Origin of the sequence: Undibacterium sp. GrIS 1.8, assembly GCF_040544445.1 — a bacterium.
In the GTDB taxonomy this organism is placed as follows: domain Bacteria; phylum Pseudomonadota; class Gammaproteobacteria; order Burkholderiales; family Burkholderiaceae_D; genus Undibacterium.
The window spans coordinates 1-24,177 of the sequence record NZ_JBEONQ010000056.1 but is presented as its reverse complement, the minus strand read 5'-3'; the positions used below and the strand labels follow the sequence as shown (position 1 = coordinate 24,177).

Annotated in this window: 16 protein-coding genes and 2 pseudogenes; 8 read left to right on the top strand and 10 right to left on the bottom strand. The window is 46.5% G+C overall.

Annotated features, from left to right (window positions below):
• Window positions 1–133 precede the first annotated feature (133 nt).
• The 3 genes and pseudogenes from AAKU64_RS19385 to AAKU64_RS19375 form a co-directional block, all read right to left on the bottom strand.
• Window positions 134–439: a transposase gene (locus AAKU64_RS19385; protein WP_354334980.1), complete on the bottom strand. Its 306-nt coding sequence runs from the start codon at window positions 437–439 to the stop codon at window positions 134–136.
• Between the two features lie 30 nt (window positions 440–469).
• A pseudogene (locus AAKU64_RS19380) lies at window positions 470–1,216 on the bottom strand (transposase); the annotation flags it as partial.
• Window positions 1,217–1,273: 57 nt separating this feature from the next.
• Window positions 1,274–2,174: pseudogene (locus tag AAKU64_RS19375) on the bottom strand (IS3 family transposase); the annotation flags it as partial.
• Between the two features lie 283 nt (window positions 2,175–2,457).
• Here AAKU64_RS19375 and AAKU64_RS19370 point away from each other — a divergent pair.
• Window positions 2,458–3,195: a ribonuclease T2 family protein gene (locus AAKU64_RS19370; protein ID WP_354334978.1), complete on the top strand. Its 738-nt coding sequence runs from the start codon at window positions 2,458–2,460 to the stop codon at window positions 3,193–3,195.
• A 162-nt stretch (window positions 3,196–3,357) separates the two neighbouring features.
• On the opposite strand, the gene AAKU64_RS19365 is transcribed toward AAKU64_RS19370, so the two are convergent.
• Window positions 3,358–3,960, bottom strand: a complete 603-nt coding sequence (locus AAKU64_RS19365) for a hypothetical protein (protein ID WP_354334976.1) — start codon at window positions 3,958–3,960, stop codon at window positions 3,358–3,360.
• Window positions 3,961–4,176: 216 nt separating this feature from the next.
• Here AAKU64_RS19365 and AAKU64_RS19360 point away from each other — a divergent pair, with 216 nt between their 5' ends.
• Window positions 4,177–4,902, top strand: a complete 726-nt coding sequence (locus AAKU64_RS19360; protein WP_354334974.1) for a GntR family transcriptional regulator — start codon at window positions 4,177–4,179, stop codon at window positions 4,900–4,902.
• A 466-nt stretch (window positions 4,903–5,368) separates the two neighbouring features.
• A complete protein-coding gene (locus AAKU64_RS19355) occupies window positions 5,369–7,588 on the top strand; it encodes a TonB-dependent receptor (protein ID WP_354334972.1) in 2,220 nt (739 codons plus the stop codon).
• Between the two features lie 558 nt (window positions 7,589–8,146).
• On the opposite strand, the gene icd is transcribed toward AAKU64_RS19355, so the two are convergent.
• Entirely contained in the window at window positions 8,147–9,400 is a 1,254-nt protein-coding gene (gene icd / locus AAKU64_RS19350; protein ID WP_322118010.1) for an NADP-dependent isocitrate dehydrogenase, read from the bottom strand.
• A 249-nt stretch (window positions 9,401–9,649) separates the two neighbouring features.
• Here icd and AAKU64_RS19345 point away from each other — a divergent pair, with 249 nt between their 5' ends.
• A complete protein-coding gene (locus tag AAKU64_RS19345; RefSeq protein ID WP_354334970.1) occupies window positions 9,650–10,240 on the top strand; it encodes a pseudouridine synthase in 591 nt (196 codons plus the stop codon).
• A gap of 128 nt (window positions 10,241–10,368) precedes the next feature.
• Here the strand turns inward: AAKU64_RS19345 and rpsT are convergent, their stop codons facing one another.
• Complete coding sequence (rpsT, locus tag AAKU64_RS19340) at window positions 10,369–10,635, bottom strand: 30S ribosomal protein S20 (protein ID WP_322118008.1); 267 nt, start codon at window positions 10,633–10,635, stop codon at window positions 10,369–10,371.
• Window positions 10,636–10,925: 290 nt separating this feature from the next.
• Between rpsT and AAKU64_RS19335 the strand changes: the two genes are divergently transcribed.
• Both AAKU64_RS19335 and AAKU64_RS19330 read left to right on the top strand, forming a co-directional pair.
• Window positions 10,926–11,525 (top strand): GNAT family N-acetyltransferase, encoded by a 600-nt coding sequence (locus AAKU64_RS19335; protein ID WP_354334968.1) that lies wholly within the window; start codon window positions 10,926–10,928, stop codon window positions 11,523–11,525.
• Window positions 11,526–11,584: 59 nt separating this feature from the next.
• The gene (locus AAKU64_RS19330; RefSeq protein ID WP_354334966.1) at window positions 11,585–12,754 is read left to right on the top strand and encodes a vWA domain-containing protein; all 1,170 of its coding nucleotides are present in this window, start codon (window positions 11,585–11,587) and stop codon (window positions 12,752–12,754) included.
• 108 nt (window positions 12,755–12,862) lie between these two features.
• Here the strand turns inward: AAKU64_RS19330 and AAKU64_RS19325 are convergent, their stop codons facing one another.
• Window positions 12,863–13,690: a PleD family two-component system response regulator gene (locus AAKU64_RS19325; RefSeq protein WP_354362721.1), complete on the bottom strand. Its 828-nt coding sequence runs from the start codon at window positions 13,688–13,690 to the stop codon at window positions 12,863–12,865.
• 321 nt (window positions 13,691–14,011) lie between these two features.
• Here AAKU64_RS19325 and AAKU64_RS19320 point away from each other — a divergent pair, with 321 nt between their 5' ends.
• Together AAKU64_RS19320 and parC are read left to right on the top strand one after the other, a co-directional pair.
• Window positions 14,012–16,003 carry a DNA topoisomerase IV subunit B gene (locus AAKU64_RS19320; RefSeq protein ID WP_354334962.1) on the top strand — a complete coding sequence of 664 codons (1,992 nt, stop codon included), beginning with the start codon at window positions 14,012–14,014 and terminating at the stop codon, window positions 16,001–16,003.
• Window positions 16,004–16,134: 131 nt separating this feature from the next.
• Window positions 16,135–18,465 (top strand): DNA topoisomerase IV subunit A, encoded by a 2,331-nt coding sequence (gene parC, locus AAKU64_RS19315; RefSeq protein WP_354362719.1) that lies wholly within the window; start codon window positions 16,135–16,137, stop codon window positions 18,463–18,465.
• A 602-nt stretch (window positions 18,466–19,067) separates the two neighbouring features.
• Here the strand turns inward: parC and AAKU64_RS19310 are convergent.
• From AAKU64_RS19310 to AAKU64_RS19300, 3 genes are all read right to left on the bottom strand, one after another.
• A complete protein-coding gene (locus AAKU64_RS19310; protein WP_354362718.1) occupies window positions 19,068–20,720 on the bottom strand; it encodes a diguanylate cyclase in 1,653 nt (550 codons plus the stop codon).
• On the bottom strand, window positions 20,721–21,131 hold the full coding sequence (locus tag AAKU64_RS19305; protein ID WP_354334833.1) for a response regulator: 411 nt from the start codon (window positions 21,129–21,131) through the stop codon (window positions 20,721–20,723).
• A gap of 279 nt (window positions 21,132–21,410) precedes the next feature.
• Complete coding sequence (locus AAKU64_RS19300; protein ID WP_354362716.1) at window positions 21,411–23,951, bottom strand: PAS domain-containing protein; 2,541 nt, start codon at window positions 23,949–23,951, stop codon at window positions 21,411–21,413.
• Window positions 23,952–24,177 lie beyond the last annotated feature (226 nt).

Here is a 24,177-nt window from a genome sequence, read left to right as displayed (position 1 = left end):
TGTTCGCTGATTTCTTCACCAATAACCACCATCGGTGTGCCGCATGGGCAGGTACGTTCCTTTTCCGGCACATCATGCACGATATCAATGCGCTTGAACCCCGGTGACATTAAGTGTTTTAGGACACGCGGGATTAAGATTTCTGCCAGCGACTGTTCACCCTTCTCTCGCCTGGATAGTCGTTCTCACGCCCCCGAAATGCGTACGTGTCGTCAATCAGTCTGACCAGCTTTTCTTCTGAAATCGCCAAGCGGTAGATACAAGGCGAAAGATACTCCAGCACTTGGGCTAGGCGACCGAGCAAATGCTCGGCGTAGACCAGCCGATCATGTTTGCATGGCGCGATGAGTAACTTACGCCAGTCTTGGTCACCGATTTTTAGACAATGTATATGCTGCTTTTTGCGCGCCAGTTGAACTTCCCCTAATTCAGCAGACATTTAATAATGTCAAAAATTTAGAGGGAAGTACGGCACGCGTAACGCTCTGCCGGTGCGCAGGCAACTTACTAACTCGCGCTTGAGAGCACCGCGTCCTTGAATGTAGAGAGCTTGGTAAATGGTTTCGTGAGAAATACGCATAGATTCATGATCCGGGAAGTCGATCTTTAGCCGGTTAGCTATTTGTTCAGGCGACAAGCCACTAACCCATTTGCGGTCTCCGCGGTGTGGTTTGCCGCGTCCCTTGAACGGCGCCTGACAAGGACCGATAATCTCACGGCCATTGATGTCATGAACCTTGCCTTCCAAACGATCTTGCACATAATGACGCAGTTGCGGGTTAGTCGTTAGCTTTGCTGGCTTTGGCCTTTTGGCCACACGCTCAGCCTTCCACTGCGCGACCGACGCCCGATATTCGAGGTGCCCACAACGAGTGGCAGCATTGCGCTTGAGCTCCCGCGAGACCGTTGATGGACTACATGTAACACGACGAGCAATCTCGCGCACGCCGATTCCTTGTACCGAGAGCAATCCAATTTCTTCTCGTTCCGCGAACGACAAGTATTTCCCCGACATCGGGTTCGACATAAAAAGTGGCATACCGCCACGATAGCAGAACCAGCGTGAACCAACTACCGATGATACTTCAACTGCCTCTGCCGCTTTCTCGCTCGTGATCCCTGAGGCGATCTGTTTCCAAAACAGACGCTCAATCTCACCCCGGAGCGACGGCGAACCCGGCGAACGCATCGCCTCTCGCCACGTTATCTTTTGCACTCGTTCCATACTTCGACCCATGAAACACCTCTTCGATTAAAGGTGTTGCAACGACCGGTTGGATCCGCCTTGGCTGCCGCGATCGGAATGATGCATAACACCCGCTTCAGGGCGGTGGCGAACCCGCGCCATCGTCAATGCATCCATCACAATATCGGTTGTCATGCGCTACCTGAGTGACCAGCCAATCACTTCACGGTTGAACAGATCGAGCACAATTTCCAGATACAGCCAGCCCTCGTCAGTCCACAGATACGTCATGTCTGACGTCCAGGCCTGGTTGGGTGCGGTCGGCATAAAATTTCGATCCAGCAGATTCTCCGCCACCGGCAGCGCATACTTCGAGTCCGAGGTGATCTTGTAGCGCCGCTTATGCCGTGCCCTGATGTCATTCTCACGCATGAGTCGCTCAGTGCGCTCCTTGCTAGCTTTAAAGCCTCGCTGTCTCAACTCACGCAGCATACGCGGGCTGCCGTAAGCGCCCTTGAGTTCAACATGAATGGCTTCTATGACAGCCAGCATCTGCACTTCGGTCAGCCGCTTCCGGTCGGTCGGGCGTGCCACCACGTTTACATGCACGGTAACCGCTCAGACTCACTTCAAGAAACCATACACATTTCAGCCAGTGCATAGGCGCTGCTATTCCTATTCATCCAGGCGAACTTCACAGAACATCTCTCGCGAAGTACGCCGTCGCTTTTTTTTGGATTTCATTCTCCCGTTTGAGTCGCGCAACCTCGGCAGGTAATCGGGACAGTTCCATCGCCTCTTGAGTCACCACCTTGTTACCAGCGCCTTTAAGCTTGCCTTATGCAGCAGCTTTGATCCAGTTGCGCAGTGTCTGGTCGCCAAGACCCAACTCTTGGACTACTGCTGTAATTGACGCACTATCGGTCACGCGCTTGACGGCTAACTCCTTGAACTCCGTCGTGTAAGCCTGCTTAGGTATCTTCTTCATTTCTTGTCGTTCAAAAGTAACGTTAATTTTACGTTACCCTTGGCAGACTAAATTCCAGGGGAACCTCACCTACTCCAGAAATTTGCTAAGCCGCTCGACTTTATATTGTGGTCAAAATATGGTTACAGTAATGTCATCGCGCTGTCATAGCAGCACTTTATATTTGCTGCCTTCGCAGTATTTTTTTGTCAATACTGTGATATTTTTGTTAGCGCTTATTCTTAAGCTCATTTCTTAAGAATAAGTTTCCCCTCCCCCCTAACATTCGTTTTAGGAGAATCACATGTTGAAGCTTTTCATTAAAACTGTAGTGAGCTTGATTGCCGTCGTTGCCGTCAATACAGCGGCGCAAGCGCAGACGTACGACTATTTTTTGTTGGCAGCACAGTGGGAACCAGGATTTTGCGCAACCAGTAGCGGCAATTCTGAATGTACCAATTTAAAAGGCAGCTATGCGGCAAGTAACTTCTCTCTGCACGGTTTATGGCCTAATGACTACACCGGGACGCAACCGTTTTATTGTGGAGTATCGCAGAAAGAAATTAATTTAGATAAGTCCAGTACATGGTGCCAAATGGATGCTTATGGTGTCACCGCAGCAGGCTTTAAAAAACTGACGCCGTATATGCCGGGCGTTGCAGAATGTCTGGATAAGCATGAGTATTACAAACATGGATCTTGCTCTGGCATGGCGACACCAGATGCATTTTGGGGCGCGGCAGAGCAATTAGTACAAGGTTTAAACAGCACAAGCTTTAACAGTTTTATACAAACGCATTTGGGTCAATATGTCACTCGTGCACAAATGTTAACGGCGTTTGATAATGCTTTCGGTAGCAATACACACACGGCAGTGTCACTGAAATGCGTTACAAGTGGCGGTAAAAATTATTTTACTGAAGCGTGGATTTCGATCAATAAAGACCAGTTGGCACAATTCCCTAGCGGCTCGTCTTTAGTCCTGGATGGTAATGTTGCCAGCACTTGTCCTAAATCGAATATCTATATTGTGAAGCCATAATTTATTTTGTCGTAATTAGAGTTACGACATAGTTTTATGTTGGAATGAAACAGATGCTCCGCTTTATTCCAAACACGTTCTTACAAATGAATATGTCCCGCTCTGTTTAAAGCGGGACATATTTTTTAGAACATTGACCATCACACTAATTCAGCATGCAGCTTAGTTTTGATTCAGCGCATTCTCATCATGCTTACGCTCAGACTTATCACGGTTCAGTGTTTTTCCATCATATTTCACAGCTTGCTGATCACGTGCAACACCAGCGGTATTGCCGGCAGCTTGATCCGCCACTAAATCCTTACGATCACGATTTAAATCATGGCGATCATGTACGACGGCGGTTTGATCACGGTTGATATCTTTCTCTGCATGGCCAGCCTGGCGTGCCGAGTTATAGACACCGTTAGCAGCGTCTTGTTTGTCTTTTGACAGATTGCTGCGGTCGGCATTCAGATGCGCTTTTTCACGACCCACTTGTCTGCTGTCTAATTTCAATGCAGTTTGATCACGTTGGATTGCCGCTTGATTACCGTTGGCTTCCGCTGCATTAAGATCTTTTTTGTCGCGGGCAACATCATGGCGATCATGCGTTAAATCGGTCTTGTCGCGATGTACATCAGCACGATCATGATATTCGGCTTTTTTATCGCGCTGTACGTTGGTTGCAGTATCGGCAAAACTTGGGCTGCTGTATAGACCAAGCATGCCAACAGCGAGGATTGCGGTGAATAATGTGGATGTAGCGAGGCGATTTTTTTTCATGATTTTTCTCTTTTCATGTTGAGGGGGTAGTACTCGTAAAAACGCGGGCTGGCATGGGATCGTTGACCCGATCCGGTTTGAACACTGTAAGAAGTGCAACAAACTGAAACAAGAAATGTGTATGTTCAAGTTGCGTAGATTGCTTAGCAAAGGTTCACAATCGTAAAAGAATAAAGTACAGTCTGCGTTCGATCGCTGTTCATCAAGAAGAAACGTATGAGCCTGAAATCAACTGAACTGCTGCGCCCGGTAAAAGTAACGGTAAAGCGCGGTGCTATACCAACTGACGAAAAAATCTATAACTCTGTACTAAAAGCCGTCATGAGTCAGCGCCTGCCGCCTGGTACAAAGATGACTGAAACCAGTCTTTGTGAACTTTTTTCTGTCAGTAGAACGGTGGTAAGAAAAGCGCTGCAACGATTAGCCCATGACCATATTCTCGAGATGCGACCCAACCGGGGCGCCATCGTGGCGCAGCCAACTCATCAGGAAACTCGCGACATCTTCGCCGCTCGCAGAGCAATAGAGGCAGCGATTGTGCCCCTGGCGATTAACCGTGCGACGCCTTTGCAAATAGCCAGGTTAAGACAATTAATTATCGACGAACATCATGCTTATCACACACAAGACTATCCAAAATGGATACGTCTTGGAGGCGATTTTCACGTCTTGCTAGCGGAAGTCGCCGGTAACACCGTGCTGATCCGTTTTTTGCAAGAACTGGTTTCTCGCTGTTCGCTGATCATTGCGCTATACCAATCGCCAGAGACGAATACCTGCCCTAATGATGAACATAGTCGTTTGATTGATGCGATTGCCGCAGGTGACGTGACGCTGGCATGCCAGTTAATGGATCAGCATTTGTTAGATATAGAGAATGCTCTACAACTCAAAGATGAGGAGCTAGAAATTAACTTGGCCGAAATATTGGAAATCAACTGATGGTTCGCTAAATGATCACTTAAAAATTGAAACCACTTAGATCACTTTCTGGTACGTCTTATATTTATTTAGTCCTAATCAAACACTTATCAACATCCAGAGAGATCTTTGAACAATTGTATACAATTGCTTTTTCCACAAAATCATTCTTCTTCAAGAATATTTTCTCCTTGCACCAAAATCAAACAATAAGTAAGCCTTATTTGGTCTAAATTGATGCGGCCTCTAATTATCTGGCTGCATTAATCGATAAAATTTTAGATTTCAGTGAAGAAAATTTAGCAAGCCAAATATAGTTTAACGAATAAAAATACAACTAACTTGTATACATTTTTTAGTTTTCATTTATTTTCCTCCTCAATTCTGGCATGCTATTTGCATATATAAAATTAACTTGTGATTGCACAATAAAAAGCGCAAAACGAGTAAAAAGTTTTTTTACTTATAAAAAAGTGAGGGTTGGGAAATGAGCAAGAAATCGAAAACTTTGCGTCGGTTAAACCGAACGCGCGGAATGATGTTGACGCTAGCCGCGTTGCCGTTTGGTTGTGCAATGGCACAAACAGCGGTGCCAGCAGACCCAGTGAAGGCACCGGGACAATTAGAAATTGTTACCGTAACTGCCGAGCGTCGCCAAGAAAATATGAAAGATGTTCCAAGCTCCATCTCGCAATTGCGTGGAGAAAAATTGGACGTTCTGACATCTGGTGGCGGCGATATTCGCTTGTTGGCAGCTAAAGTGCCAAGTTTGAATATTGAGTCATCTAATGGCCGCACTTTCCCACGTTTTTATATCCGTGGTTATGGTAATACCGATTTCAGTACATTCGCTTCCCAGCCAGTTTCTTTGATTTACGACGATATCGTGCAAGAAAATGCTGACTTAAAAGGCTTCCCGATTTTTGATCTGGCTGGCGTTGAAGTGTTGCGCGGACCACAAGGTACTTTGTTTGGACGTAACACACCAGCCGGTGTAGTTAAGTTTGACTCAGCCAAACCAATCCTCAACCGCACCGAAGGCTACTACAGCGTATCTGAAGCTACCTACAACACGGTCAACGTTGAAGGCGCCGTCAATGCGCCAATCAACAAAGAATGGGCAATGCGTTTTTCGATGTTAGGTCAACATCGTGATAATTTTGTGGATAACACATTCACTGGTCAAAAGAAATCTCTGGAAGGTTATAACGAGAACGCAGAACGTCTGCAGTTTTTGTATGCCCCTAACACGACCTTCAATGCGCTGTTCAATATTCATGCCCGCGATACTGATGGCAGTGCCCGCTTATTCCGCGCCAATATCATCAAAAAAGGTAGCAACGATCTGGTCGATGGTTTTGATCCAGACAAGATTGCTACAAACGGCAAAAACTACCAAACTTTGCGCACCAACGGCGCGAGTGCACGTTTAACCTGGAATCTGGACGGCATCAAACTGTTCTCCATCACTGGTTATGAAGCTATTAGCAGCTATTTCAGCCGTGGCGACATTGACGGTGGTAATCCAACTGGACCTGGTTTCATTCCTTTCCAATCAGAGACTGGTGGCGGCATCCGCAATCATCGCCAACTCACGCAGGAGTTCCGCGCAGAATCTAAGAATACCGGCCCTCTGAACTGGCAAGCAGGTTTGTACTACTTTAATGAAGGTACAACCGGTTTCAGTAACGGCTATAACAGTACGACTGGTGCTCAAACTAGCGCCGTTAATAGCCGCCAGGAAAATGATGCATGGGCGATGTTTGGCTCACTCAATTACGATTTGACAGACCAGATCAAATTACGTGGCGGCTTACGCTACACCGAAGATAAAAAATATTTCAATGCCAATGTAGTAGGTTCAATAGGACCTAGCGCAGTGCAAGAATCTGCTTCTAAAGTAAGCTGGGATGCAAGTGCAACCTATGCATTGAATAAAGATATCAATCTATATACCCGTATCGCCACTGGCTTTAGAGCACCGAGTATTGCAGCACCGTCGACGACAGTACCAATCACCGTTGCCAACGCAGAAACCATCTTATCTGCCGAAGTTGGTATCAAGGTAGATCTATTTAACCGCCGCGCGCGAGTTAATGCCAGCATCTATGATTTTGATATCAAAAATCAACAGTTGACTGCAGTCGGTGGGCAATCAAATACCACCATGTTGCTGAACGCAGCCAAAACAGTGGGTCATGGTGTAGAAGTTGATTTTGAAGCCTTGCTGACAGATAGATTGCGTGCAACTCTGGGGGGTAGCTACAACTTTACAGAAATTCAAGATCCAAATCTAGTCGTCGCTAAATGTGCTGCGTGTACGATTACCGATCCAATCAATTCAGCCAATCGTGTCTTGATTAACGGAAATCCTTTGCCACAAGCACCAAAATGGATTGCTAATGCAACACTGCGCTATGGCATCCCGATGAGTGACGATAGTGAGTTGTTTTTCTATACCGACTGGTCTTATCGCAGCAAAATCAATTTCTTCCTTTATGAAGCCAAAGAATTCACTGGCAAACCATTGGTCGAAGGCGGCTTACGCGTTGGATATAGCTGGAAAGATGGCAAATATGAAGTGGCCGCTTATTCCCGCAACATCACCAACACAGTACGTGTAACCGGCGGTATTGACTTCAATAACTTGACTGGCTTTATCAACGAACCGCGCATCTTTGGTGTCCAGTTCAAGGGTAATTTCTAATAGAAAATTGCGTCATACTGCATAATTGATTGGATGTATGGCGCATCTTTTTAAATAGAAAACTGATATTTTATTTTGATTATGCTGGGAGAAGCGGTAACGCTCCCAGCATTACTCTGAGCTAGTAAGCACTGCCCTCTCAAGCACTTCAACTCCCTGCATCAAACGACGATATTTTTGGTACACGTAGCTACCAACGCACCATATCTGGTCTGACTTCTGATATCTATTCGAGCCTCAACACATGATTGACGCACCGGCAAGGTGGACTGTTCTTTTGGTGATTGAAAAAATATCGATTTGATATACTCCCCCCTATTTTTATATAATATCGCTTATCGTCCAATGATTCTATGGGCAAATAAATATACTAATTAGGAGTATCTATAATTTTCGTGATTAATGGTCTAGCTTTAATGAGATAAATATCAGCTATCTTGACCATAAATAGAATTTTAAGATCATCGACAGTACAAAATAAAAGCCCTTGATTCTCACGAGGAAAATCAAGGGCTTGCTACATAGAACGATCTAGTGCAACAAAGCACTGGATGAGTTTTACATATTTTCGATCATTACATCGCCAAAGCCGGAGCAAGATACTTGTGTTGCACCTTCCATCAAACGTGCGAAATCGTAAGTAACCTTCTTCACAGTGATCGCTTTTTCTGTCGCGCTGATCAACAGATCCGCCGCTTCAGCCCAACCCATGTGACGCAACATCATTTCTGCGGACAAGATCAATGAACCTGGGTTCACATAGTCTTTACCGGCATACTTAGGCGCTGTACCGTGAGTAGCTTCAAACATCGCGATAGAGTCAGATAAATTAGCGCCTGGAGCAATGCCGATACCACCAACTTGTGCAGCTAATGCATCAGAGATGTAATCGCCGTTCAGATTCAATGTTGCGATCACACTGTACTCCGCCGGACGCAACAAGATTTGCTGCAAGAACGCATCAGCGATGGAATCCTTGACGATAATATCTTTACCCGTTTTTGGATTCTTGAACTTGCACCATGGACCACCATCGATCAATTCTGCGCCGAATTCTTTTTGAGCCAAAGCATAAGCCCAATCACGGAAGCCACCTTCGGTGTACTTCATGATGTTGCCTTTGTGAACGATCGTTACGGATGGCTTGTCGTTGTCGATCGCGTACTGGATCGCTTTACGTACCAAACGCTCAGTACCTTGACGGGATACTGGTTTAACGCCAATACCTGAGGTATCTGGGAAACGGATTTTTTTAACGCCCATTTCGTCTTGCAAAAACTTGATCAGTTTTTTAACTTGATCAGAGCCTTCCTGGAATTCAATACCCGCATAGATATCTTCCGAGTTTTCGCGGAAGATCACCATGTCAGTTTTTTCTGGCTCACGCACTGGGGATGGCACGCCTTTGAAATAGCGAACCGGGCGCAAGCAGACATATAAATCTAACTCTTGACGCAGCGCCACGTTCAGAGACCGGATACCGCCGCCAACTGGTGTAGTCAATGGGCCTTTGATAGAAACGACATAGTCTTTCAAGACTTTTAGGGTTTCTTCTGGCAACCAGACATCAGGACCGTATACTTTTGTCGATTTTTCACCAGCGTAGATTTCCATCCAGCTAATCTTGCGCTTGCCGCCGTAAGCTTTAGCTACAGCAGCATCCACCACTTTGATCATGACAGGGCTGATATCAACACCAGTGCCATCACCTTCAATGAACGGAATAATTGGATTATCTGGAACGTTTAACGAGAAATCAGCATTGACGGTAATTTGCTTACCTTCGGCAGGAACTTTAATATGTTGATACATCTTTTTCTCCGTAGATTGAGGCGATTAAGCGGATCGCGCTTCGCTCGTAACAAGCCTTGTTGGCCGAATATACATATTCAAGTAAATACAAATATAAAAATGCAAATAAATTTATTCTAAATTTACTCCGAATATACTCTGAATGTACTCTTATATAAGACACAAGACTACCATTTCGTATTATGCACTAGTATTTTACTAGATGCCATCACTTTGCAATACTAGGCATACGCAGATTATCATAGCGCCATGAAACTGATATTACTCAATAAACCTTACGACGTGATGTGCCAGTTCTCGGCGCATCCAACGCGCCAGACATTAGCCGATTACGTCGATGTACCTAATGTCTACCCTGCTGGACGCCTTGACGCAGATAGCGAGGGGCTTGTATTGCTGACCGATAACGGGAAGTTACAACATTCGATTAGCCATCCAGATTTAAAACAAGCAAAAACTTACTTGGTTCAGGTCGAAGGTCAGCCGACACCAGAATCATTAGCGAGGTTAAGAAATCCCCTGGACTTAGGCGATTTTGTCACCAAGCCATGTCAAGTTAAACATATTTATGAACCAGACTGGCTGTGGGATCGCACCCCTCCAATACGACATAGGGAGGATAAGCCTACGAGCTGGCTTAGCATTAGCTTAACGGAAGGGAAAAATCGGCAAGTTCGGCGCATGACAGCCGCAGTTGGTCTGCCAACTTTAAGATTAATACGCAGTGGAATTGCCAATTTTACACTAGAAAGTCACGCACTAATGCCAGGCTCATGGCAAGAAGTCAGTGCAGAATGGCTGGCGCGCATCAAATCAGGAAATCTTGGAAATCGTAGCTAAAGAATGAAATTTTAAAGACGCAAAAAAACCGCAATAATTTATTGCGGTTTTTTATTCACTACTGACTTTACAATCAATTCGTTAGTATTATCAAAGACAATACCAACAAACAAATTATCGCTTAAATATTAAGCAGACAAAGCCTTCAAAGCGGAAGCTAAACGGCTTTTATGACGAGCTGCTTTGTTTTTGTGAATGATTTTTTTATCAGCAATGCGATCAATCGTCGAAACGGAAGTTTGGAAGATTGTAGTTGCAACAGCTTTATCACCTGCTTCAATTGCTTTACGAACAGCTTTAATTGCTGTGCGCAGCGTCGAGCGCAGGCTGGAGTTGTGTGCGTTTTGTTTTACTGCTTGACGAGCGCGCTTGCGTGCTTGTGCGGTATTTGCCATGAGATTTCCTAAACGTGGTCGAGAGCGACGGGTTCAAAGTGAACTCACAAATTTCCACGCCGCATAATTCTGTACAGCTTTGCAGTGTAACTGTTTTTTCAAAAGTTGGCAAGCATCTCACTGGATTGATCTGAATTCCCTGCATTTTTGCTGATAGTTAATAGAAACAATAACAAACAATGAAAGAATTGTTGTATTCATCCCCAAAGTGTCGTTCTGTATCTGGGAATCATCACAAAATATTGACACACTAAGCACCTAAGCTCACTTATTTATTTGAAGGACTTCTTATGCAATGCACGCCCATCACACTTCAAGGTCGCCATGTTAGCTTAGAACCATTGCATCAAGAACATTTTGCTGAGATTCAGGCGGCAGCGGCTGACGGTGAATTATGGAAGCTATTTTTCACCTCAGTACCTAGCCCAGAAAACACGCAAAACTGGCTTGATCTTGCGTTAGAAATGCAAGATCAAAAAAAGGCAATTCCTTTTGTGATCAGGGAAAAACGGACTGGCCAGATCGTCGGCTCTACACGTTACTGCAATATCGATCATAATAATAAACGCTTAGAAATCGGTTACACCTGGTACGCCATGCGAGTACAAAGAAGCGCGATCAATACCGAATGCAAATTGCTCTTGCTGTCACATGCGTTTGACATATTTGAGTGTATCGCCGTTGAGTTTCGTACAGACTGGTTTAACCGTCGCTCGCAAACAGCAATTGAACGCCTAGGGGCGAAACGAGACGGCGTATTACGTAACCACACGATTTTGCCAGATGGACGGGTTCGCGACACGGTGGTGTATAGCATCCTGCAAAACGAATGGGCTGGCGTAAAACAGAATTTGCAGTACATGCATGAAAAATATCAGGGCGGTAGTTAACTAATTTAATTAATACGCCGATTGCAGTAAAACTAAACCAAGATTTGCAGGAGCCAGCCGTGCTGATTGATTTTTTCTACACTCTTAAAGATGCAAAAATTCCTGTCTCAATCAAGGAATTTCTGACGCTGCTCGAAGCGCTGGACAAAGGATTGATTAGCATGTCGATGGATGATTTTTATTTTCTGTCCCGCACGATTATGGTTAAAGACGAAGCGCACTACGACAAGTTCGACAAAGCCTTCGGTCTTTACTTTAAAGGAATAGAAACGATTTTTGAAAAGAATCCTGAAATTCCTCTGGAATGGTTAGCCAAGCGCATGGAGCGCGAACTAACGGATGAGCAAAAAGCAGCGCTAGAAAAATTTGGCTACGACAAGCTGATGGATCGCTTGCAAGAATTACTCAAAGAACAAAAAGAACGCCACGAAGGCGGCAATAAATGGATAGGTACTGGCGGCACATCACCGTTTGGTAATGGCGGACAAAATCCAGAAGGCATACGCATCGGCGGCAAAGGCGGCAACCGCACTGCGGTCAAAGTATGGGAAGCGCGCGCCTTCCGCGATTACGATGATGAGCGCGAACTCGGCACACGTAATATCAAAATCGCGCTACGTCGTTTGCGCAAATTTGCCCGTCACGGAGCAGAAGATGAGTTGGCGCTGGACGCGACGATTAAAGCGACTGCCAATAATGCAGGCTACCTCGATATCAAAATGCAGCCGGAGCGCAAAAACAATATCAAGGTTTTGATGTTGCTGGATGTCGGTGGCACGATGGACGACCACATTGCCAGGACTGAAGAGTTATTTTCAGCCGCAAAAACAGAATTTAAAAATATGGAATTCTTTTATTTCCATAACTGCGTCTATGATCATTTATGGAAAAACAATCGTCGTCGTCATGCAGAAAAATTTCCTACATGGGATGTCTTACGTAAATATACGCCAGACACCAAAGTGATTTTTGTTGGCGACGCCACCATGAGCCCGTATGAAATTTTACAGGCTGGTGGTTCAGTCGAATATAACAATGAAGAAGCGGGAGCAGCGTGGCTACAGCGGTTTACTTCAGCTTTTCCGAAGTTCATCTGGCTCAATCCAGAACCAGAGGGATTGTGGCAATACCGTCAATCGGTATCCATCATTAAGCAAATTATGAACAATCGCATGTTCCCAGTCACCATCGAGGGACTGGAGCGCGGCATGCGCTTATTGAGTAAATAAGTGAATAAATAACGAATTAGCACAAGATGGGAAGGACGAAACTTCCGAAACGATACGCAAAATCACCGAAGCTCACCGAAACTAGTAGGTCAACCAATACTGGTAAGCTTAAGTGAGTTGTAAAAATTTCTGTATCGTTGATAAAACCAGTTTGCGCGACAAAGGCTTATTTAAAAACCCATCGCAACTCACACTTTGCGCAAACTCCTGGTTATACACAAACGTCTTATCGATCAAAAACATGACATTCGTTTTGCGGTGTTCATTTTGACCTTTGAGTGACCGACATAAACCATACGGATCAATATCCGGCGTCGATGTATTAATCATGGTCAATCCATATTGATATTGCGCATCCAAGCTTAAAGCTGTCTCCGCATCATTACTCATACCCACAGGAATGTTATACCGCTCCATAATTGCCGCGACATAATCTCTGAAACGCATGTCCTTATCAATAATCAAAATGCCGCCCCGTGGGGTCGCGGAGTTGCGCATTTTTTGATATACCGACGGGTCGGTCAAATCAAAATCTAAACGTTCACGACGACGACGTTCGGGTATCGCCACCTCGCCATAAGCACTTAAAGTCGTCAACAACAACTGGCGCTCATCCACTAACTCATCAAGCACATCAAACAATTTACGCCAGCGAATCGGACGCGGCATAACTGCGTAAGGCAAACTCACCTTAGTTTTACCAATTAATAAAACGGGTTGCGCATGGCCAGGGTTGATATCAGACAGTGTTGCCAATGCTTTCATATCTTCGGCATTGACAATAAAAAGGTCGGGGTCTTGCAGGCTGCCATCTCTTAAGCATAGATAGCGATAGCCCTTCTCGCGCATCACCGCAAGAACGGTAGAAAACGTGTCGTTTTCTTTAGGAGTAAATCCAATCAGTCGGATTGCGATTGTTGGGTTTTTTTCTGACATCGTTTATCCATCAACACATAACAGCTACAATAGTCGCAAATTACTTGCAAAGAAATTGTAAAAAAATTGCAAAAAAACTGAAGATAAGATCGCAGCAAAAAAGTCCCTGAGCTAAGTTAAGCTAACCTCAGCTATGATCGCATTACTATCTGCTAGCGATTTTATTGCTCTGATGACTTTCTACCAAGCCTATTTAAAATGATTGCCAGAATACAGGCAAACCTTGCTAGCAAACAAAAATTTTGTGGAATAATTTGTCTACATGGTACCTAATTAGTACCTAATTTCCAACATCAGCGACAACCAACACGTATTTATTGCATGGCCACTAAAAAAAATACCACACCATCCGACTACAGCGAATCATCCATCCGTGTCCTTAAAGGACTGGAACCGGTCAAACAAAGACCGGGCATGTACACCCGCACTGAAAATCCACTGCATATTATTCAAGAGGTGATCGACAATGCCTCGGATGAAGCCTTGGGCGGTCACTGTAAAAATATTGTTGTCACCCTCAATGCAGATAACAGCGTAACGGTGGAAGACGATGGGCGTGGCATTCCAGTTGGTATGCATCCGGAAGAACACGTCCCTACCGTAGAAATCGTCTTCACGCGCTTACACGCTGGCGGCAAATTCGATAAAGGCTCGGGCGGCGCGTATGCGTTTTCTGGCGGTCTGCATGGGGTTGGTGTCTCAGTTACTAATGCATTATCGACACGACTGGAAATTACGGTCTGGCGTGAAGCAGGTGTGCATAAGCTCACCTTTGCCAACGGCGACGTAATCGAACCTTTGACGTCGCAAGCACTGGCACGTGGCGAGAAGAAAAACGGCACCAGAGTGTCGATCTGGCCAGACGTAAAGTATTTTGATTCGCCGACGATTTCTGCGACTGAATTAACCAGACTGTTGCGATCTAAAGCAGTCTTGTTGCCAGGCGTCAAAGTGACGTTGATCAATACCAAAACTGGCGACACTCAAACCTGGCAATACGATCAAGGATTGCGTGGCTATTTAACCGAGGCCTTGGCGCAATCATCCCATGGCGAGCCATTGATACCGCTGTTTGAGGGCGAACAATACGCCAGTGGCGAGAGCGACGGCTTTGCAGAAGGTGAAGGCGCGGCCTGGGTGGTCGCTTGGACAGAAGAAGGCGCGGTCGTGCGCGAATCCTATGTCAATCTGATCCCAACACCGGCAGGCGGCACGCATGAATCTGGTTTGCGTGAAGGCTTGTTTGGTGCAGTCAAGAGCTTTGCCGAAATGCATTCGCTGCTACCAAAAGGCGTGAAGCTGTTGCCTGAAGATGTGTTTGCTCGCGTCTCTTTTGTGTTGTCCACCAAAGTGCTTGATCCGCAATTCCAGGGCCAGATTAAAGAACGGCTCAACTCCCGCGATGCAGTCCGACTGGTATCCTCTTTCACCAAACCACCGCTGGAATTGTGGCTGAACTCGCATGTTGATTATGGCAAAAAACTCGCAGAACTGGTCATCAAGCAAGCCCAGTCGCGCTTGCGTTCCGCGCAAAAAGTGGAGAAGAAAAAATCCTCAGGCGTTGCAGTCTTGCCAGGCAAACTGACCGACTGCGAATCGAGTGACATCGCCCGTAACGAACTGTTTTTGGTCGAAGGTGACTCTGCTGGTGGCTCTGCCAAGATGGGGCGTGATAAAGAATTCCAGGCAATTTTGCCTCTGCGCGGTAAGGTTCTTAACTCATGGGAATCCGAACGTGATCGTTTGTTTGCGAACAATGAGATCCACGACATCGCCGTCGCAATCGGAGTTGATCCGCATGGCGTCAACGACAATCCCGATTTAACTAATCTGCGTTACGGCAAGATTTGTATTCTGTCGGATGCGGACGTTGATGGTTCGCATATTCAGGTGTTATTGCTGACCCTGTTTTTCAAACACTTCCCAAAATTGATTGCACAAGGTCACGTCTGCATTGCACGCCCGCCTCTGTTCCGGGTGGATGCACCAGCACGTGGTAAAAAGCCGATTCAAAAAATGTATGCACTGGATGCAGGTGAACTGATCGCGATTGAAGACAAGTTGCGCAAAGACGGTGTTAAAGACGGTGCCTGGGCGATTTCGCGCTTCAAAGGTCTGGGTGAGATGAATGCCGAACAATTGTGGGAAACCACGATGAACCCGGATACGCGTCGCCTGTTGCCAGTGGCTTTGGGTGAGTTCGATCAAGCCTTCTCCGAAGCCCGTTTCAATATGCTGATGGGCAAAGGCGAAGCTGCTGCCCGTCGCGCTTGGTTGGAAGAACATGGTAACGAAGTAGAAGCAGACATTTAGATTTCCGTCTGACACATAAAAATATACTACCTATAAGTATATTTTATTGTCCATATAATCATTGGACATTAAGCACTAAATTGGCTGATACTCCCCCTATTTTTATAATTTAATCGACGAATTTAAGCACAATGAGCGAACAAGCGAATTTATTTGATCAGGCACCTGATGACGACAAAGGCGGTGGCGATGGCGGAGAAACCCTCACGCTGGCCAGCTTTGCCGAACGCGCCTATCTTGACTATGCGATCTCCGTCGTCAAAGGCCGCGCCTTGCCGGATGTGTGCGATGGTCAAAAACCGGTACAGCGCCGCATCTTGTTTTCGATGAATGAGCTGGGTCTGAACTCCAGCGCCAAACCACGTAAGTCCGCGACCGTAGTCGGTGACGTGTTAGGTAAGCTGCATCCCCATGGCGATCAGTCCGTGTACGACGCGATGGTACGAATGGCACAGGATTTTTCGCTACGCTATCCTCTGATCGATGGTCAGGGTAACTTCGGCTCACGCGATGGCGATGGTGCAGCAGCGATGCGATATACCGAGGCACGCTTAACGCCGATCTCGCGCTTGTTGATGGATGAGATCAACCTCGGCACAGTCGACTTCCAGCCCAACTACGATGGTTCATTTGAAGAGCCAAGCTTGCTGCCAGGTCGCCTTCCGTTCGTCTTGTTAAATGGTGCATCCGGTATCGCCGTTGGTATGGCGACGGAGATTCCTTCACACAATCTGACCGAAGTCGCCAAAGCCGCCGTAGCGCTGATCCGCAACCCGGCTATGCAACATGCTGAATTAATGAGCATGATTCCGGGTCCGGATTTTCCTAGTGGCGGTCAAATCATTACCCCCGCCGCTGCGATTGCCGATATCTACGCAGCCGGTCGCGGCAGCATGAAGGTACGCGCTTGCTGGAAGATTGAAGAAATGGCTCGTGGTCAATGGCAAGCGGTGATTACCGAATTGCCGCACGGTGTTTCTTCCCAAAAAATTCTGGAAGAAATCGAAGAAATCACCAATCCAAAAATCAAGTTAGGCAAAAAAACTCTCACACCAGAGCAAGCCTCGCTCAAGCAAGTCGTATTGTCCATGCTAGATGCGGTGCGTGACGAATCCGGTCGGGAGGCTGCCGTACGTCTGGTGCTCGAGCCGAAATCCAAAAATCAGGATCAGGCGGAGTTTATGCAGATGTTGCTGGCGCATACCTCGCTGGAAACCTCGACCTCGATCAATCTGGTGATGATCGGCGGCGACGGACGTCCGCGTCAAAAAGGCTTGCTCGATATTCTCAAAGAGTGGATCACTTTCCGCTTTGCGACAGTCACCCGCCGCACTCAGTTCAAACTGAAAAAAGTCGATGACCGCATCCATATTCTGGAAGGCCGTGAAGCCGTTCTGTTGAATATTGACAAGGTCATCAAGATCATCCGCGAATCGGATGAGCCTAAACCAGCCTTGATGAACGCATTTAAATTATCCGACCGTCAGGCCGAGGATATTTTAGAAATCCGTCTGCGTCAGCTGGCACGATTAGAAGCCATCAAAATCCAGCAAGAACTAGCCGAGCTGCGTAATGAAAAAACCAGTCTGCAAGACCTGCTAGACAATCCAGCCTCGATGAAGAAATGCATCATCAAAGAAATAGAGGCCGATACCAAACAATTTGGTGACGCACGCCGCACCTTGATCGAAGAAGCCGCGCGCGCTTCCGCAGAACAAAAAGTGATTGACGAACCCGTCACCGTCGTCATCTCAGAAAAAGGTTGGGTGCGCGCACGCACAGGTCATGGTCACGATAATGCGCAATTCGCGTTTAAAGCAGGCGACAGTCTGTACAACACCTTTGAATGCCGGACCATCGATCAGTTGCTGGTGTTTGGCTCCAATGGGCGGGTTTATTCCGTCCCAGTTGCAGCGCTGCCCGGCGCACGCGGTGATGGTGTGCCGATCACTACGTTGATTGATCTGGCCAGCGGCACAAAAATCTTGCACTACTTTGCGGGCACAGCCGATTCAACTCTGCTACTAGCTTCCAGCGCCGGCTATGGCTTCACCGCCAAAGCCAGTGACATGGTTGGCCGCATGAAGGCAGGTAAAGCCTTTATGACGCTGGATGATGGCGATGAACCATTGCAACCAACCCTGGTAGCAGAAGACGCCAGCGCGATTGCCTGTTTATCAGAAAAAGGCCGCTTGCTGGTATTCGGCCTGGCAGAAATCAAGCAACTCGCCAGCGGCGGCAGAGGCGTGATTTTGATGGAGTTAGAACCCAAAGAAAAACTATTGGCAGCACAAGCCATTAGCCAAAAAGGTGTCCGCGTTGCCGGCATAGGGCGCGCAGCCAAACCGCAAGAAGTAGTCTTAAGCGCGTCGGCCTTGAGTATCCACATCAACAAACGTGCTCGCAAAGGTAAGGCGCTGGAATCCAAGCTCAAACCAAGTGGGATATTTAGTGTGGGTTGAGTTGGTAGAGAATAGTTGTATCTGATATTTTAAAAATATCAGATTACATCGTCCAATAAAAATGCGGCTTACCAAAGGAAAATGCTTGGTAAGCCGCATTTTTATTGGACGATGCTAAAAGGAATTTCCAAAGGTAAATCTAAAGGAATTTATGAAATTACTTCAACAGAGGATTACATTTTAAGTAGCTATCGCGGAGCGCGGCATTACAAGCACCCTCACCCTCGATCCCTCTCCCGCATGCAGGAGAGGGAAGCTTGAAAGGCTTTAGATTGCGGACAACGAGGGAATTGAATTTGAATTTGAATTTGAATTTGATTTTGACTTGAAGTTCCGCTTTGGCGCTGCCGTTTGTAGAAGGCAAAAATGGATAAGAAAGGTTCGTTGTCTGAGCGAAGCGAGTTTCGAACTTTTCCCATTTTTGTCTTCTACAAACGGGAACCCCGAAGGGGCAGCGACTTCGCGGTCGCCTTCTTTTGCTTACTTTTCTTGGCGAAGCAAGAAAAGTGAGTAGCCGCCGGTCTACCACCGGCCTGCAATCTCAAATGAACGGTGTAGGCATGACTGCCTAATACCAGATACCCTCAGACTACGTCAAAAAATCAAACTTTTGCCAACTCAATCTGATTCCGCCCACCCTGCTTAGCCCGATACAACGCCGCATCAACCACATCAAATAACTCATCAGCATCCGTGGTTAATTCCAGATCAGCCACACCTGCTGAGAACGTAACCGCGAAATCGCCCTGCTCTGCATGCTGGTCAATTTTGCCAAAAGCAATCCTGATTTGATCCAATACCCGACGGGCGACGATCGCGCTGGTGCCAGGGAAAATGATGACGAACTCTTCACCACCATACCGCCCGACAATGTCGCTACGGCGCAAGCGCTGCCGCAATAGACGCGACAAAGTACGCAGCACCTGATCGCCTACCGGGTGGCCGTAGGTGTCGTTGACGTGTTTAAAATTATCCAGATCGATCATCGCTAAAGCCAGTGGTGCGCGGTTACGGCTGGCGATGGAAATCTCTGCGCCCAGTTCTTCTTTGATGGCAGTATGGTTGTACAAACCCGTCAAACCGTCACGCATAATCAGAGCGCGTAACAGGCGATACCGCTCTGCCCGGCTAGATAAAGCGGAGACTAAAAATTCTGGCGTAATCGGCTTAGTGAGGAAATCATCCGCACCTGCCTGTACCGCATCTAATTGTTTACCCATGTCGTTTTCGCTGGACAGAAAAACGATAGGAATATCCAGATAAGAATTATCTTGCCGTATCATTTTGGATAATTCCACACCGCTGCAAAGTGGCATGTATACATCCAGCAACAATAGCTCTGGCCTGAAATCCGTCATTACGCCCAAAATCTGGCTAGGGTCGTTAAGCAAGCGCACGCTCATCCCGGCATTGCGCAAAACTGCGCTGTAATACTCAGCAGTGACGACATCATCATCAATAATCAGTACGCGGTAGCCTTTGGGCTCTTCGCGTCCGACCAAAGCATCGATTCTTTCGCTCAGGGCGACGATATCGACGGGCTTGGTGAAGTAACCATCGCCACCGGCACGCACGGCTTGCAGGCGGTTTTCAAAACTACTGGATTGAGATACAAAGATGGTAGGAATACTTAAACGGCCAAGACGCTTGATGCGGGCGATCTCTTCTGCACCAGCGGTTTTTCCGTCTTCTGAGCCAAGTTCGATGACGACGATGTCGGGTCGTCTGGTAGCGATGGATACCGCCAGCGATTTTAGCTGGTCTATGAGTACCACCTCGTAACCAAATTGCTCTAACTGAACCAAGATGGATTGGGTAATTTCATTATCGTCATCGACCAGATAAATCAGGCGAGAGGCATCTTTGTCGCTGTTTTTTTCCAGATAATCAACGGCTTGTACCGTAGCACCTTTGCTTTTGGCGTTGAGTAAAGCAGTGACAAAATATTCTCTTAGCTCGGCGGCATAGGTATCCAGATCTGCCAGCGACCAGATTTCTTCAGCAAACAGCGGTTTAAGCCGTATCTCAAACTCACGTGCCTGCAAACCCATTTCGGCAAAGCCGAATGTACCGGCCGACCCCGCCATGGTGTGCAGTAGCCGATGTAATATGGTCAGTGCCTCTTTATCCTCCGGCTTTGCTAAAAAATGGGCGAGTGCTTCCTCCATCTCTTGCATCTTCAAAGGCAATTTTTCTAAAAACAGATTTTCTAGTGCTCGCAGTTTTTCCTGGAGACTGTCATTTTTTTCTGTCATTTAATTTCCTTTGCTCCCACTGTTTGAGTTATTCCACAGAGCGCGCACTTGCTCCGATAATTCCATAGGATCAAAAGGTTTGGCAATGACGCCGATAGCGCCTAAAGATTTATAGTAATCAAGCTCTACCGATTGCACTTTGGCCGTCATAAAAATAACCGGTGTCTGGGAGGTAGAAGCAAGCTTACGTAACTCGGCCAATGTGGTAGGTCCATCCATACTTGGCATCATCACATCAAGCAACAGCAAGTCTGGAACGGTGCCGGTCTCTATCGCCTGCAACGCTGCGCTGCCGGAGCTGCAAGTAATCAGGCTAAAGCCACCGACAACTTCCAGCGCGATTTGGGCTACCGTTTGGATGTCCTGGTCGTCCTCGACGTACAGTATTTTATTCAGAGGTTTTTCACTCATCGCAATTCCTTTTGCTTTTTATAGCGAAAAAATCGTTACCACTATGAAATTAAAGTCCTGACTAAAAATCCTACTGCGTATGTAGCTTTTCATCCATAGCGGCGCAAGGCTAAAAATAGTAATTCCATTTAATCCAAGCTTACCAGAAGTATTATAAAAATTGCTCAAGAGTTGCGCTGCTGAAACGCCTGAATGTAACTCAAGGCAACTTAATACAACTTATTGCAACTGAATATGACTAGATGCAACTGGTTAAGCCTAACTAAGGCTAGGCACAATTTATTGAATAACAGGTAATTCAAAGAAAAACTCGGTTGGCTCATTCGGCTTGCTATAAAAATCAATCCGTCCCTGGTGAGCTCCGATGATCGTTTTACAAATACTTAAGCCCAAACCTGTACCGCCTTTTTGCCTGGTATCTGACGAATCTGCCTGGGCAAACTTTTCAAAAATATGTCCCTTAAATGCCTCTGGTACGCCTTTGCCGTTATCTATTACCGATAACCTCAAGCTCGCTGGATTGGCTGGGATAGTTGGGTTGACAGAATCCGCCAATAACGCCTGCAAGCGTATCGTTACGACGCCACCTTTAGGAGAGAATTTACAGGCATTAGATAACAAATTAATCATCACTTGCAATAGTCTGTCGGCATCAACCAGCACCGTCATGGGCGCCTGCTCAGACTGCAACTCTAACTTTACCTGATACAACTCGGCATAGGCCTGGGTTGCTGCAATGGCGTTGGCGACCAGTTCTTGCATGACATGCGGGCGCAGATCAAATGTCATACTTGCTGATTCCATTTTAGCAATATCAAGAATATCGTTGATCAGCCTTACCAGTCGCTCGCAATTATTTTTAGCAATCTCAAACAAGTCATGTGCACGTGGCGATATTTCCATCAATTTGCCAGAGGACAGCAAGCCAAGCGAACCACGAATAGAAGTCAGCGGTGTTCGTAACTCATGCGATACGGTGGAAATGAATTCGTTCTTCATTTTGTCCATCCGTTTTTGCTCAGACAGATCGTAGGCAATGCCTAAAAAACCAACGATCGTATCTTGTTTATTTTGATGCTTACTTAGGCTGAGGTTTTGGTTTGAGTTGACGTTTGAGGTAATGTTTGGGTTGATGTTTGGGTTGATGTTGGCGTCACTATTTTGGTCACCAAAAAGCGCTGCAAGCGATAACATGACAGGCAAACGAGATCCATCTTTGCGGATATACGTCCACTCTTGGTGGTCGTAACCACCTTGTCTGACCTTCGCTGCAAATGCCTCAAAGCCTGGGGCGATTGTTTGATTTAATTCCAGGCTGGACTGCGCCGCTTTGGCGATGATCTCATTCATGTCATGGAAGATTGCCGGGCTATGAATACCAACCACCTCGTCTGCGGAATAGCCTAATATTTTCTCCGCACCGGCACTAAACATCTGAATAGTACCTTCTGTGTCGGTGGCAATAATCGAGAAGTTAGCCACATCCAAAATCGCATTATGCAAGGCACTGGCATTGCTTAAACGCAGATTCAGTGACTCTAATAAGCTTTGATTTTCTATTAATGCTTGCTCATTGCGCCGGGCCTGTGTGATGTCGGATGCGACTATACACAAGCCGTATATTTTGCCGTCACGATCAAGCAAAGGTGAGCGTACAGAATGAAAATGGACATCGCCATCGGAGGAAGGAAAAATACTATCTATCGCCAGCGACTCTGCACTCTGGAACACCAACAAATCTTCTTCCCGCGCTTTTTTTGCGAATTCAGAAGGATAAATATCTTCCATCGTTTTTCCCAAAATATCGATGCCAGACATTTTGATCAGCTCTTCGTATTTCCGGTTCACAAACAGGTAACGACTATTCAGATCACGTACCGCAATCAGAGAACTGGTGCTATTCATCACCGACAATAAAAGGTCTTCACCTACCCTCATTTTTTGCTCAGACGCCAGACGTTGACTGATATCAATGCCAATCACGCAGACGCCATAAATCTCGCCGCTGCTGCGGTACAAAGGGGTGCGGATTATCTGATAAATATGCTCGCCATCTTCTTGTACGACGACGGATTGCGACTCCAGAACACTACCCGATTCAATCACTTTACGATCTGCGTTGTGGCTAATCTTGGCCGCATCAGTCGGGAATAAATCAAACACAGTCTTACCGATTAAATCTTTGCCTAAACGCTGATGAACCAGCTCATACTCTTTATTGACGAATAAATAGCGCCCATGGATATCACGCACCGACAAGGTAGAACTCATGCTGTCCATCACCGACTGCAATAAGCTGAACTCATGATCTTGTTGTCGTTTTAGCTGGGCTAGATCCAGCGCGTTCATCTCCGACTCCACCATTGCGGCTAAGTCTTTCAACATCTGCTTATCGCTAGTACCAAGTTGACGTGCCTGGCGATCAATCATACAGAGTGTCCCAATCTTATGCCCACCCGGCCCTCTAATTGGCATGCCCGCATAAAAACGGATATGCGGCTCGCCAGTGACTAAAGGATTATCGGCAAAGCGCGGATCTAGCAAGGCGTTTTCGACGACAAAAACTGACTCTTGCAAAATAGCATGCCCGCAAAAAGAGATATTGCGTGGGGTCTCGGTCTCGGCCAATCCTTGCGACGACTTAAACCATTGCCGCTGATAATCGACCAGAGAAATCAGCACAATCGGCGCATCAAAATGACACTGAGTTATTCGGGTAATACGATCAAACCGCTCTTCTGCAGGCGTGTCTAATACTTCTAACGAGTGTAGATCCGCAAGGCGCTGCTCTTCATCCGCTGCTAGCGTAGCTTCTAACATAGTGCTCCGTTCTGATTAAAGATCCAGCACTGCGCGTGTTTGTAATGGGTTTGGTACGATCAAGGTATTACGATTAGCATTCAGCGATTAACATTAAAATTCATATACTCCCCTTGATTTTTAATAAAATCGCGGCGGATTCAAGTACGAAGAGCAACATTGAATAAAAAGTCAAAGGGTCAGATGCGATAGCATTCTGCCTTTTGACCAGCCAGTCGAAAGTTGC